General features: G+C 60.4%; 12 protein-coding genes. 5 read left to right on the top strand and 7 right to left on the bottom strand.

Going from position 1 to position 13,721, the window contains the following annotated elements:
- Nucleotides 1-25: 25 nt before the first annotated feature.
- Both L1C91_RS08695 and L1C91_RS08690 read right to left on the bottom strand, forming a co-directional pair.
- Complete coding sequence (locus L1C91_RS08695; RefSeq protein WP_234858920.1) at nt 26-760, bottom strand: CPBP family intramembrane glutamic endopeptidase; 735 nt, start codon at nt 758-760, stop codon at nt 26-28.
- Nucleotides 745-2,097 (bottom strand): amidase family protein, encoded by a 1,353-nt coding sequence (locus tag L1C91_RS08690; protein WP_234858919.1) that lies wholly within the window; start codon nt 2,095-2,097, stop codon nt 745-747. Before L1C91_RS08690 ends, L1C91_RS08695 begins: the two co-directional genes overlap by 16 nt.
- A gap of 21 nt (nt 2,098-2,118) precedes the next feature.
- Between L1C91_RS08690 and pheA the strand changes: the two genes are divergently transcribed.
- Both pheA and L1C91_RS08680 read left to right on the top strand, forming a co-directional pair.
- Entirely contained in the window at nt 2,119-3,075 is a 957-nt protein-coding gene (gene pheA / locus L1C91_RS08685; protein ID WP_234858918.1) for a prephenate dehydratase, read from the top strand.
- A gap of 87 nt (nt 3,076-3,162) precedes the next feature.
- The gene (locus tag L1C91_RS08680; RefSeq protein WP_234858917.1) at nt 3,163-3,798 is read left to right on the top strand and encodes a histidine phosphatase family protein; all 636 of its coding nucleotides are present in this window, start codon (nt 3,163-3,165) and stop codon (nt 3,796-3,798) included.
- Here the strand turns inward: L1C91_RS08680 and L1C91_RS08675 are convergent.
- The 3 genes from L1C91_RS08675 to L1C91_RS08665 are packed head-to-tail and all read right to left on the bottom strand — an operon-like array spanning nt 3,795 to nt 6,022.
- The gene (locus tag L1C91_RS08675) at nt 3,795-4,142 is read right to left on the bottom strand and encodes a metallopeptidase family protein (RefSeq protein WP_234858916.1); all 348 of its coding nucleotides are present in this window, start codon (nt 4,140-4,142) and stop codon (nt 3,795-3,797) included. The two genes, L1C91_RS08680 and L1C91_RS08675, sit on opposite strands and share 4 nt — an antisense overlap.
- Nucleotides 4,143-4,186: 44 nt before the next feature.
- Nucleotides 4,187-5,191, bottom strand: a complete 1,005-nt coding sequence (locus L1C91_RS08670) for a septum formation family protein (protein WP_234858915.1) — start codon at nt 5,189-5,191, stop codon at nt 4,187-4,189.
- A gap of 3 nt (nt 5,192-5,194) precedes the next feature.
- A complete protein-coding gene (locus L1C91_RS08665; protein WP_234858914.1) occupies nt 5,195-6,022 on the bottom strand; it encodes a GntR family transcriptional regulator in 828 nt (275 codons plus the stop codon).
- A 241-nt stretch (nt 6,023-6,263) separates the two neighbouring features.
- Here L1C91_RS08665 and serS point away from each other — a divergent pair, with 241 nt between their 5' ends.
- On the top strand, nt 6,264-7,523 hold the full coding sequence (serS, locus tag L1C91_RS08660) for a serine--tRNA ligase (RefSeq protein ID WP_234858913.1): 1,260 nt from the start codon (nt 6,264-6,266) through the stop codon (nt 7,521-7,523).
- A 12-nt stretch (nt 7,524-7,535) separates the two neighbouring features.
- Here serS and glpK read toward each other — a convergent pair whose 3' ends face one another.
- The gene (gene glpK / locus L1C91_RS08655) at nt 7,536-9,062 is read right to left on the bottom strand and encodes a glycerol kinase GlpK (RefSeq protein ID WP_234858912.1); all 1,527 of its coding nucleotides are present in this window, start codon (nt 9,060-9,062) and stop codon (nt 7,536-7,538) included.
- A 180-nt stretch (nt 9,063-9,242) separates the two neighbouring features.
- Between glpK and L1C91_RS08650 the strand changes: the two genes are divergently transcribed.
- Both L1C91_RS08650 and L1C91_RS08645 read left to right on the top strand, forming a co-directional pair.
- Nucleotides 9,243-11,180, top strand: a complete 1,938-nt coding sequence (locus L1C91_RS08650) for an HAD-IIB family hydrolase (protein WP_234858911.1) — start codon at nt 9,243-9,245, stop codon at nt 11,178-11,180.
- Nucleotides 11,177-12,064, top strand: a complete 888-nt coding sequence (locus L1C91_RS08645; RefSeq protein WP_234858910.1) for an HAD family hydrolase — start codon at nt 11,177-11,179, stop codon at nt 12,062-12,064. Before L1C91_RS08650 ends, L1C91_RS08645 begins: the two co-directional genes overlap by 4 nt.
- Nucleotides 12,065-12,103: 39 nt before the next feature.
- Here the strand turns inward: L1C91_RS08645 and L1C91_RS08640 are convergent, their stop codons facing one another.
- Nucleotides 12,104-13,621 (bottom strand): peptidoglycan recognition protein family protein, encoded by a 1,518-nt coding sequence (locus tag L1C91_RS08640; protein ID WP_419178732.1) that lies wholly within the window; start codon nt 13,619-13,621, stop codon nt 12,104-12,106.
- Nucleotides 13,622-13,721: the final 100 nt, after the last annotated feature.

Genomic DNA, 13,721 nt, shown 5'->3' with positions numbered 1-13,721 from the left:
AATGCCCGAAAATGTGGCAAATCTCCTACAGCCCCAGGTGCGACCCCAGCAGCGGGTAGCCCACGAAAGCCACTGCGTCAATCAAAAAATGCCCCCATACCAGCGGCCATACGCGCCGCCACCGCAGAAACACATAAGCGAACACCACACCCATCACCACATTGCCAAAACCTGCACTGACACCCTGATACAGGTGATAACTGGCCCTCAATAGTGATGACGCCGCGATGATCACCCACACACGCACCCCCAGCGTTTCCAGACAGGTCGACAACCACTGCACCACCACAAGCTCCTCGGCCAAGGCGTTTGCCGCAGCCCACAAAAGAGCCAGCACAATGCCGCTCAAGCTCAACCCCATGGAGGGCTTGACCTGCACACTCCACCCCATGTGCACCGCCACCAGGTACAGCACCAACCCAGGAAGCCCGATGCATGCCGCCAACACCGCACCCCACCCAGCATCCGAAGCCCTAGGCCTCACCACCCGGATACCAAGAACCAGCACCAACGCCGCCCAGCTCAGCAGACTCAACACGCTGGTCAACTGCAAAGCAACATCCAACCACCGAACAGACGCCTGGGCACCACCAATAGCCACCGACTGCTCATTCAACGGCGCCGGATCAAGCAACGCCCCAACAAGCTTCAACACAGCACGCAACCCCGACATACCGAAGGTCACCAGCAACACCACCGCGATCTCCGACCACAGTAACCCCCGCGGCGTCATCAATTTTGTGATTAATCTATTGGCCATAACCCAACCTCAGCAGCAAAAACCTCGCGCGCAACACCCAACAACGTTGGCTCATCAACACGCACTGAACCCAACAACACCGACGTACCCGTCGACACACCCGGCGAAGGCAACACCCCACAGGGAACCGAAATGCCGCAGCGGCCAGTGAGGTTCTGCGTACTCGCCCACGGAGTCCACGCCGTCTGCGCAGCAAAATCATCCGCCGGAGCCATCGAAGAAAAATAACCCAACCTCGGCGGATCATGCGCCAAAGTAGGGGAGAGCAACACATCCACATCAACATGCGCCCGCACACGTGCATCCGCCGACTCCGCCACCTGCAGCAACGGGCCCGTGTGCGCCCAATCTGCCGCGGCGTCAACACCCCGATCCCGCAACCACGATACAATCGCAGTCTCCCCAACCACACGCGGAATCTTGCGGGCACGCACCGTCAACACCGCACAAAAAGCCTCAAAAAACTCAGGCCCATAAGGCTCAACCTCCACCACGCGATGCCCCGCTGCCGACAAACGCGACGCAGCCTCGCATGCCGCAGCACCCCACGCATCATCCACCGGCGCGCCGGGAGCATGCATAGGTGCAGTCACCAACCCCACCCGCAACCTGGGAGGGGACACATAGGACGGATGCTCCTGGTAACCATGCATGAACGCCTGATCCGCCACGCTGCGGGTAATAAAACCATCAGCAGTCAACGCTCCACCGGTAGTGTCGTGCTTCGGCTTGAAGCCCACCAACCCACACGCCGCCGCCGGCACACGAATGCTGCCCCCACCATCCGTTGCATGCGCCACCGGAACAACACCCCGTGCCACCGCCACCGCAGCACCACCCGAAGAACCACCCGTGGTACGACCCCTCAACAACTGGGGCGCATCCTCTCGCAGCTGCACCCCATCAACCACAGGCTCGCAATAGGCCGTCATGCCCAGCTCGCTCGTCGCCGACTTGCCCACCACCACGCACCCCGCATCAAGCAGGCGCTGCACCACCGGGGAATGCTCCGCTGGCACGAACGCGCGCGCCGAATTGCCCAACCCCAAAGGCATCCCCGCCACCGCAGTCAGATCCTTCACCGCCACCAACAAGCCCGCCAAACGGCCACCGGCTTGGGCACCACCGACCCCGGTGCCGTCGGCTGGGCTAGCGGCAGCCCCAGCGACCGCGCCGCCATCGGTGACCGCATTAAAAGACAACCCCGTCGCAGCCATCGGCCGCCCCCGAGTGAACTGCCCGAAAGCCTCCACCGCCAGCCGGGCCTCCCGACAGCGCGCCCCATCTTCAAGCGCCCGTGCCACACCACCATCGCCGCAAGCACTCACAAGCCACACATCCCAACTACAATCACACACATGAGCTGCACCGTCGCCTACCTCGGGCCCCAAGGAACCTTCACCGAAGCCGCACTCATCCGCTTCGCAGAACTCGGCTGCATCCCAGGAGGCACCGCAGAACTACAACCACTGGCGGTCACAAGCCCCGCCGAAGCGATCGGTGCAGTACTGAACCCCACCAATCCTAGCCAGCAGGCGACCACCCGCGCCGACTACGCCGTCGTAGCCATTGAAAACAGCGTCGACGGGCCCGTCACCCCCACCTTCGACGCACTCGCCGCACACCCCGGTGCCCAGATCTACCACGAAATAGATATTGACGTCGCGTTCGCCATCATGGTTCGCACAGGCACACGCCTGGGTGACATCCGCACCTTCACCACTCACCCCGTGGCTAAACCCCAAGTCGCCCAATGGCTCGAGCACAACCTTCCCGACGCAACCTTCATTGCCGCCACCTCCAACGCGGCTGCCGCCCAGATGGTCGCCGAAGGCAAAGCTGACGCCGCAGCCGCGCCCCTACGCGCCGCAGACATTTACCACCTCGACGTCATCGAACACCCCGTCGCAGACGTCGCCGGCGCACGCACCCGATTCGCACTCATCGGACCCGCGGGGGTACCCACGCCCCGTACTGGAAACGACCGCACCTCCATCATGGTCACCCTCCCCAACGAAGCAGGAACACTCGTCGGAGCACTCCGAGAACTCGCCACCCGCGGCGTCGACATGTCCCGCATCGAATCCCGCCCCACCCGCACTGGCCTGGGAACATACCGATTCCACATCGATATCGTCGGCCACATTGATGACGCCCCCGTCGCCGAAGCACTCCGGGCAATCTACCTCCGCGCCGAAAAAGTCGAATACCTCGGCTCGTGGCCCTCATGCGAACAACCGCGCTCGCCCATAAACTTGGAAGAAATACATCGCGCCCACGAATGGACCGACAACCTACGCGCCGGAACACGCTAAAGGCACACGCTCACAGCACACGCTCACAGCACACGCTCAAAAGCAGCAGCCACACAGCACGCGCCGGCACCACAACGAAAGGTACAGATGGCCCGCTTCGCACTCGTCCGCCACGGGGAAACCCCCAGCAACATCGACCACCTGCTCGACACCGCCCACCCCGGCGCCGACCTCACCGAACTAGGACGCACCCAAGCCCAAGAAGCCGGCCGGGACTTAAGCGAACGCGGATACACCCGCATCTACTCCTCACACATCGCCCGCGCCATCCAAACCGCCCAACACACCGGCATCGACTACCACGGGCAACTACCCGGACTCGAAGAAATCCGCGCCGGCGAACTAGAAATGCGCGGCGACGACGACGCCCTCCGCATCTACCAAGACGCCTTCAACTCTTGGGTCTGCGATGCCACCCCCGCAGCATTCGACCGCGCATACACCGACTTCGACCACGCAATCCTCGTACCCGGCGGCGAAAGCTACGCCACCTTCATCGACCGCTTCTACCCAACCATCACCCAACTACTCGACTCCGGCCTCGACAACTTCGCCATCGTCAGCCACGGTGCCGCCATCCGAACGTTCGTCGCCAACGCCTGCGACGTCGACCGACAACTCGTCGCCAACTCCATCTACCCCAACTGCGGAATCGTCGAAATCACCACCGACGGGCCCATCGGAACATGGCCCGCCAACCTCCCCACACTCACACCCCGCTAGCCCCACCCCAACTCGTGCAAACGATCATCATCAATCCCAAAATGATGCGCGACCTCATGCACCACCGTAATCGCAATCTGCTCACGCAGTTGCTCCTCTGAAGCACAAAAGTCCTTCAACGCCTCCGCATACAACGTGATACTCGGAGGCAAATGCATCGAATAATCACTCGTTCGCTCCGTTAATGCCACCCCGTCATACAAACCCAAAATATAGGGCGAATCAGGATTGTAATCATCAACAAACATCGCCACATTATCCACATGGCGACGCAGCTCAGGCGGAATCAGCTCAATGGCCTGCTCCACCAACTGATTAAAACGCTCGTCGCTGACCTCAACCACACACACCACCCCACTCCACTAGCAGCCGCATACCGACAGCGGGACTACTGCCGGATCGGATTACGCTCCGGCAACTCCTGCGGAGGATGCCCATCAATCGTGAACCCAGACTTCGCCGAACCCACCAAACCCGCAAAACGGCCAGAAGCATTAGGGAAGAACAGGGTGCAGTTCACAGTATGGCTGCCGCCCGACCACGAATTAGGCGGCACAACCGTCCAGAACGGCTGCAGCGTCGAGTAATACAACGCGTCATCCCCACCCACATAATCCATCGCGGCCTGCGTACACACCGGCTTCAAATAATTATCCTGATCCTCAATACTCGGCACCCGATCCGGGAACACCTCCTGAAGATCAATCACCTTCGTCACCTCGTACGAATGCTCCGCACCACAATCAACAACCCGAGGCACCTCGGCGTTATCAACCGCAACGCACTCCCCAGCCTGAGCAATCCGCGCCTGATCCTGATTCAACGCAGACCCAGACGTCAACTCCACCGAACCATCATCGTTAGTCACCTGAACACCACACAACATCGTGCGATCCCCAGCCTCCCACTGCTCCCTCGGCGGCAAAATCGACGCCACAGAATAACGGCCCACCGGATCGAAATGGCCCTTCAAATACTTAATCGTCGGCCCCTGGCACAACTCCTCACGCAACTCCGCCTGGCGTGCAACCCCAGGCATATCCGCCTTCGGGCCAAACTCACTCGACGGATACGCCCCCAAATCCTCACGAGCCGAAATCTCAAAACGGTGCGGACGCGCACAATCCGTCTGCCCAAACTGCGACACCGCCCCCGCGGCGTCAACATCCCACGTCACGCAATCCCCAACACTCGCCGTCGTAAACGACGCCACCGGAGCCGAAGAATCACTAGCCGGCTGCGAAGACGAACCCGCAGCGGAAGAATCCCCACCCTCCCCAGAAGAACCAGCCCGGGCGGACTCAAAAGCATAACCACCCACAGCAACACCGCCCACCAAAGAAGCAACAAGGGCGACACGCACAGGAGCCGAAGAACGCCAACTAGAAACCATGGTTTACATATTGCCACGATCGGAAGAATCAGCAGAAGCGCGAGTCACCCGCGAACACAAAGCAAAACGATCCGTCCGGTAAAAAGACACGCACGACTCCACAGGCCGACCCCTCGAATAAGACTGACGCAACACCCGCAACAACGGTGCCCCAACCGAAACCTCAAGCAACCCAGCCTGCTCCGAATCCGCACACACCGCAGAGGACGTCTGAACCGTCTCCGTCACAGGGCAATCGTAATGCGTCGACATGATGTCATACATCGAGTTATACACATCATTTTCCAACAAAGAGGGCATCAACCTGCTGTTATACCAACCATCATCAATCGACACCGGAACACCATTAGCCAAACGGACCCGCCGCACATGAGTATGACGCATCTGAGCATTCAAATCCACAGGCTCATCACCCGCCGGCCGCAACGCAACCTCCGAATCCTGATCCCCACCCGCGAAAAAACGCACAGTCTCCGGCGGAGGAACACTCCGCGACGCCAACACAATAATGCTGCCCGGGCGCAAACCCTCCGCCCGCATCTGCTCACTAAAAGACAACAAGCCCGTACTCGACGTCATCGGAGTAGAGGCAACAAAGGTCCCCCGACCGCGCACACGAACCAACTTGTCGCTGGCAACCAAATCCCCCAACGCGCGCCGGACAGTAATCCGTGAAATACGAAAATGCTCCTCAAACATGCGCTCGCCCGGCAACATATCCCCCGGAGACAAATTATTCTCCACGTAATGCTCGATTATCCGACGCAGCTGAACATGCTTCGGCGCAGCCCCCTCACTCAGGTCCAAAGAATACGATCGAAACTGCCACACGGGTACCACTTACCTTCCCACACAGAAACAACGACGAGTATCCTGCGCCCGCACCCATTGACAGCACACGCACAACGAGCCCACTGCACCGGGAAAGTCGCTGCATGAACGCATATAACGGTCAAAAATTACGTTAATAAATCACTCGCCCCACCGCAGGCGTTTTGAAAACGATCCCCCTTTAAAGGGGTGGGGTTAAGGGAGAAACACTACGCACACACCAAGGCGGTAGGCTAAGAGCGTGATTGATCTCAAGTTCCTCCGCGATAACCCAGACGTCGTCCGCCAATCCCAGATCACCCGCGGCGAAGACCCCCAACTCGTCGACCAACTGATCTCCGCCGACGAAACTCGCCGCGAATCAATCGCGAAGGCCGACTCCCTGAGGGCAGAACAAAAAGCCTTCGGTAAAAAAATCGGGCAAGCAGCGCCCGAAGAGCGCCCCGCCCTACTCGAAGGCTCCAACGCCCTCAAGCAGCAGGTCAAAGACGCCGAAGCCGCGCAAAAAGACGCCGAAGCAGAAGTTGAACGCCTCCAATACCTCATCTCCAATGTTGTGGAAGGCGCACCCGCAGGCGGCGAAGACGACTACATCGTCCTCGAGCACGTCGGCACTCCACCCCAGTTCGACTTTGAACCCAAAGACCACCTCGAACTTGGCGAATCCCTCGGCCTGATCGACATGGAACGCGGAACCAAAGTCTCTGGCTCCCGCTTCTACTTCCTCACCGGCGACGGCGCATTCCTGCAGCTAGCCATGCTCAACCTTGCTGCCATGAAAGCCCGCAAGGCCGGGTTCCAACTGATGGTTCCACCGGTCCTCGTCCGCCCCGAGTCCATGGCCGGCACCGGATTCCTCGGCGCCCACTCGGACGAAATCTACTACCTCCCCGCAGACGACCTCTACCTCGTTGGCACCTCCGAGGTTGCCCTCGCCGGATACCACCAGGGTGAAATCATCGACCTCTCCGAAGGCCCCAAGCGCTACGCCGGCTGGTCCTCCTGCTTCCGCCGCGAAGCCGGATCCTACGGCAAAGACACCCGCGGAATCCTACGCGTCCACCAGTTCGACAAAGTCGAAATGTTCTCCTACTGCAAACCCGAAGACGCCCAAGCAGAACACCAACGCCTCCTCGACATGGAACGCGACATGCTCGGCGCCGTCGGTGTGCCCTATCGAATTATTGACGTCGCGGGCGGCGACCTCGGGTCTTCTGCCGCACGCAAATTCGACACCGAAGCGTGGGTACCCACCCAAAACACCTACCGCGAGCTCACCTCGACGTCGAACTGCACCACCTTCCAAGCCCGCCGCCTCGGAGTGCGCTACCGCGACGACAACGGCAAAGCCCAGGTGTGTGCAACCCTCAATGGAACCCTGGCGACCACCCGCTGGTTGGTCGCCATCCTGGAGAACAACCAGCAGGCCGACGGCTCCGTAGTTGTCCCCGAAGCCCTGCGCCCCTACATGGGTGTCGAGGTGCTCGAACCCAAGAAATAGGGGACAGGGGGACTATTCCTCCCAGGCGTAGGTGCGCTCCACTGCCCGGTTCCAATCGTGGTACAGCGCATCACGCTGCTCGGCGTCCATCTTCGGATGCCACACCTTGTCCTCTGCATTGTTGTGCTTGAGGACCTCCAGGTTCTCCCAGAAACCAACGCTCAAACCGGCCGCGTACGCCGCGCCCAGCGCAGTGGTTTCTGTGACCTGGGGGCGCACGACGTCAGTATCCAAAATGTCCGCCTGGAACTGCATCAGCAACTCGTTGTGCACCATCCCGCCGTCAACCTTCAGACGAGTGATCTCCACACCCGAATCCGCAACCATCGCGTCGGCAACCTCGCGAGTCTGGAACGCCGTAGCCTCCAGCACCGCGCGCGCAAAGTGATTCCGGTTAGCGAAACGAGTCAGACCGACGATCGCGCCACGAGCATCCGGCTTCCACCTCGGAGCGAACAAACCCGAGAACGCCGGAACAATGTAGACACCGCCATTGTCCTCCACACTGCGCGCCATGTTCTCAATCGCAGGCGCATTGGGGATGATCTGCAGATTATCGCGCAGCCACTGGACCAGTGAACCACCCACCGCGACGGAACCCTCCAGCGCATAAACCGGCTTTTGGCCCTCAATCTGGTAGCAGACGGTAGTCAGCATGCCATGCTCACTCCACTTCGGCTTCGTACCCGTGTTGAGCAGCATAAACAGGCCCGTGCCGAAGGTATTCTTCGCGTCACCATTCTTAAAGCACGCTTGGCCGAACATCGCAGCCTGCTGGTCGCCCAAAATGCCGCGGATCGGCACACCAGGCAGCGAACCCCGCGCGCGGATCTGACGGAAATCACCCACACTCGGGCGGATCTCCGGCAACATCTGCATCGGAATACCCATCTGCTCGCACAGATCTTCATCCCACTGCAACGTCTTCAGATCCATGAGCAGCGTGCGCGACGCATTCGTCACATCCGTGCAGTGGAGCGCGGGCTCATCGCCATCGCCCTCCGCGCCGCCAGTCAGATTCCACAACAACCACGTGTCGATCGTGCCGAACAACAAATCGCCGGCCTCCGCGCGCTCGCGGGCACCCTCAACATTGTCGAGAATCCACTTGATCTTCGGTGCGGAAGGATAGGAGTTAATAAACAAACCAGTCTTGTCACGGAACTTCTCCGGACCATCCTCGCCCGCGATCTCGTCGCAGATCGCCATGGTGCGCGTATCCTGCCACACGATCGCGTTGTACACGGGCTCCCCCGTATTTTTATCCCACACCACGGTGGTCTCGCGCTGGTTAGTGATGCCCACAGCCAGCACATTCGAAGGGGACGTATCCGCGGTGGCAATCACTTCGCCCACTGCGCGGCGAGTGTTTTCCCAAATTTCCATCGGATCGTGCTCGACCCAACCCTTCTGGGGAAAAATCTGCTCGTGCTCGAACTGACTGACGGCGGCTAGTTCGCCTTCGTGCGTGAACAAGATGCAGCGCGTGGACGTGGTGCCCTGGTCGATCGCCGCAATGTATTGAGTGTCGGTAGCCATGAGGTGAAGCCTCCTAAAGAAAAGGGGAGTGGGGGACGGGGATGAGGGATAAATAGGGGAAGGACGGGTATTGGGGGACTGTGCACACGAGGCTAGCCGACAAGCGCCGCCAGCGTGCCCGCCGCCACAGCAAACGCTAACGCCCCGCAACCATGTACGCGACGTTGTACTCTAAAAACTATGGCTAAAAAGGCTAACGACGCTTTCTACCACTTGGTGATCCACCTAGTAAAAGGAGTTTTCAAAGCTCAAGGGCTAAAATTCAACGTCACCGGTGCCGAAAACATCCCAGACACCGGCGCAGTCGTCGTCGCCAACCACACCGGCTACATGGACTTCACCTACGTCGGCGTCCCCTTCTACACCCCATACTCACCCCACACCGCACGCAACCGCAAACGCCTCGTCCGATTCATGGCGAAACAGGAAGTATGGGACAACCCCATCGGCGGACCCGTCATGAGCGGCATGAAACACATCCCCGTCGACCGCATCGACACCGTGCCCAGCTACAACAAGGCGGTAGAAGACCTCAAAGCCGGCGAACTCGTCGGAGTATTCCCCGAAGGCACCCTGTCACGATCCTTCGAAATCAAAAAGCTCCGCACCGGTGCCGTACGCATGGCCCGCGAAGCCGGCGTACCCATCGTCCCCGTCATCCTCGTCGGCAGCCAACGCGTCTGGCCAAAAGACGGCCCTAAACACCTAGGTCGCAGCAACACACCCATCGAAATCAACGTCCTTCCCGCCTGGTACCCTCCAGAAGGGCCCGCCGATGAAGTCACCAAACAACTCCGCCACATCATGGCTGATGGGCTAGCCGAATTATGGCAGCGCTACGACGAACTCCACGGCCCGCTCCCCGAAGGAGCACCCTGGGTTCCAGCACGCTACGGCGGTGGCGCCCTCACCCTCGAAGAGGCGCAAAAACTCGATGACGCCGTCCAAAACGAACGACGCCGCGTCCGCACCCTCCGCGACGACCTCGACGCCCTCGCCGACAAGCTCAACGCACTCCTCGCCGGCCTAGGGGAAACCTCCAAGGAACTCGTCGTCCAATCCAAAGACGCAGCTAACCACACAGCCCAAACAGTCGCCACTGCAAAAACCGCCATCGAACAACTCGCCGAAGACGCCGTCGAAGGCGTGAAAGAAGGGGCCTCGAAAGTCGCCAGCGCAGGCAGCCGCCTCCGCCAACTGTCCGCACAAATCCCCACCAACGTCCCACTCGCAGCAGTCGACGCCCTCAACCAGCTGGTCAGCGACGCCAAACAAATCCGCGACCGCCTACCCCACCGCGTGCGAGTACGCCTCACCGAATTCCCCGACGCCCTCGTCACCGACGTCGACGGCACCATCTTCTACCAGCCAGAAGGCAGCACCACCCGCGTCGTCACCGAATCCACCCGCAACGTCTTCCTCGACATGCGCACCCGCGGCAAAAGCACCTTCCTCGCCACCGGCCGCACCCCCCGCGAACTACCCGAAGTATTCCAAGCCCTCGGATTCGCCCCCATCGTTGTAGCCGCCAACGGCACTCTCGTCGTCGACGGCGCAAAACTACCCACCGAACTCAGCGAAAGCTCCGACATCAGCGACGCCATCCTCCACACCGATGGATTCACACCCGATGACGCCGCGACCGTCCGCGAAGCAATCAACGCAACACGCAGCGCAAACGCGGGAGGCCCCATCGCCGACCTCATCATGAACGAAGAACGCGTCAACGGCCACGTCATCAAATACACCGTACGCGCAGACGTCGCCTCCGCAGACATCGCATCCGCCATCAACGAGCACCTCCGCGACGTCGCCACCGTAAACTACTCGGCCCCCTGGGGATTCGCCGAAATCTCGCCCGCAGGAGTCACCAAAGCCAGCGGACTGAAATGGCTACTCGCACAAGAAGGCATCGACCCAGCACGCGTCGTCGCCTTCGGAGACATGCCCAACGACATCGACATGCTCGCCTACGTCGGCACCGGCGTCGCCATGGGCAACGCAGACCCGGCAGTCATCGCACAAGCGCAATGGGTCACCTCCCCCGTCGACAAAGACGGCGTCAGTGAATTCCTCGCACCCGTATTCCAACGCGAGGAAACACCAGGCCAGGTATGATCCACACCCCAAACACAATCACGGACACCCCCAACAGGGGCACCCCACCACGCCTCGTCGCCAGCGACATCGACGGAACATTCATCCGCAGTGATGAACGCGTAAGCCCCCGCCTCCGCGACGTCATTAATAAAATGACCGCCCAAGGCACCGTGCTCTGCCTCGCCACCGGCCGCCCACCCCGCTGGATCGCCCCAGTCCTACAACAAATCGACGTCCGACCCGTCTGCGTATGCGCCAACGGAGCCATCACCTACGACGCACGCTCCGACAGCATCATCAACTCCCACGTCCTCAACCCCGACGCCCTCAACACCCTCGTCGACGCAGCCACCACCCACTTACCCAACCCCACCTTCGCCGTCGAAAGAGTCAACCTCAACGACATCCACGGGTGCGGATACGCCACCGGAACCGGCGGGCCCCGCGACAAACAATTCGTCGTCGACCCCCGCTACGACCACGCCTGGGACTCCGACGAACACGGCATCGAAGAACACCCACAACTACTCGAAAAACCAGCCGTCAAACTGCTCATACGCTGCGAAAACATGCACAGCGCCGATATGTATGCGCTACTCGAAGACCACATCGACCCGGCTCTCGCCCACGCCACCTACTCCATCCCCGAAGGCCTCATTGAATGCGCCGCGCCGGGCGTCAACAAAGCAGCCGCAGTCGCAGAAGTCGCCGCAGCCATCGGCATCGACGCGCGGGACACCATCGCCTTCGGAGACATGCCCAACGACATCGAAATGCTCCGCTGGGCCGGCACCGGAGTCGCCATGGGCAACGCCCAAGACAACGTCAAACAAGCCGCAAACAAAGTAACCGCCACCAACGACCAAGACGGCGTGGCGGCGATACTCGAAACCTGGTTCTAGGATGGTTCTAGGCTGGTTCTAGTTGCCCAATTGGAGGCGCTAGTTGCGCAGCTCCTTCGTGGCGTTATCGATCGTCTTGATCACATCAATCAGGTCGTTCGCGTGGTTAATGATGCGATCGACATCCCCGGCACCCTTCGAGCTACCTAGCATGCTTGAACCGGATGCGTCACCGTCGTAACCACCAGTGCCGCCGGGGTTGCGGCCGCTACCGCCACCAATGCCTCCATTTCCACCGGAGGGAGGCCGAACGCCGGTATCAGGGTTCGGATTCGTATCAGTCACCGTCGTCCCACTCAAAGAATCGTACTTCTGCTTCGCGATCCGTCGAATGTCATCCATCCGCGCATACCCGCCGTCACCAGGGCACACAGTATTGCCGACGTCGCGGTGAGCGAAAATATTCGGCAGAGTCACGGCAGCACCGTAGGGGTACTTCGAATAGCTGGTGCCCTCGGAATAGTGCGTGTCATATCCCAACGGATCAAAGCCGGACACGCGTGCCTTCCAACCGGCCAGTTCGCCAACGGAACGGATCGTGGCGTCGGACGGGCGAACATTAGAGTAATCGCCCATCATCGAAATACCCATGGTGTTCTCATTAAACCCACCGGCATGCGCACCTTCCACAGCACGGTTGAGCCCACCGTAGCGGCCCTCGTAAATAGTGCCGAACTTATCAACCAACGCGTGGTATCCGATATCGCACCAACCGAGGCGCTGCGCATGGTACTGGTAGGTTCCACGCACCACGCCGGCGGCCTCCGCACGGGTGTAGTTGTTCGAACCCGCAGTGTGGTGAATGGTGATCGCATTGACCTCATCGTTATAGGTGGGCGAAGAGCAGCGCAGGTTCTCGTCCGCACCCCAACCGGCACGGCTAACCACACGGGTGATGCCGTCGGAATCTGCAGTCAGCTCGATCGCCGGGCCAGAATCTTGCGCGGCTTTGCCATCAATAAAGGTTGCCTCGAGGTCCGCAGGCGCCTCTGTCATGTCGACGCCAGCCGTGGACACCTGGATGCGGTTCGTCTTCTCCACAAAAACCGGCTCCGTACCATTTCGCCCATTGTTGACGCCGCGGGGGCCCTGGTCGACAGGTTCCGCATCGAACCACTCAGTCCACGTGCCATCGGGTCGCTCGGAACGGAAGAACGCCGCGATTTCTTTGTCGCCGCTCCAATTCAAGGCGAACATGTCGAAAGGCTCTTCGCGGTAAAACTCCTTGACCGCCTTCGGCCCGGGGGCCTCGCCCTGGGTGACGATCGCCGGGTCATCCACAACGATGTTGTCGCCGGCGTCGAAACTCGTGGACTCGATTGCGGCGGTGATCGGACCGGAACCATTGTCGTCGACAACGAGCACCGCGGCGTCATCACCCGAGGCGAACAAGCCAGACGGGGAGTGCGCGATACCGAAAGTCGCGGCCGTCGCCAGGGCGATCCCGGTGATAGAAGTCAAGGCTAGGGATGGGCGGAGGCTGCTGCGGCGGTTGATGCGGCGACGTGACGCGCCGGGCCGAGGGAGGAAGCCGGGCAGGTGCGGGGTGATGGGCATGCAAGTCCTAACTGTTACAGCTGTTGCGTGCGTATAGGATTGTTAACGGATGTTACCAGTGTTAATGAAGTTTCGCATGATATTTAGCGTGGTGGTGTGG

It is taken from the genome of Corynebacterium argentoratense (genome assembly GCF_021491455.1).
Lineage (GTDB): Bacteria > Actinomycetota > Actinomycetes > Mycobacteriales > Mycobacteriaceae > Corynebacterium > Corynebacterium argentoratense_A.
Note: the sequence above shows the minus strand (reverse complement) of the source record. Positions and strands in the feature narration are given on the sequence as shown.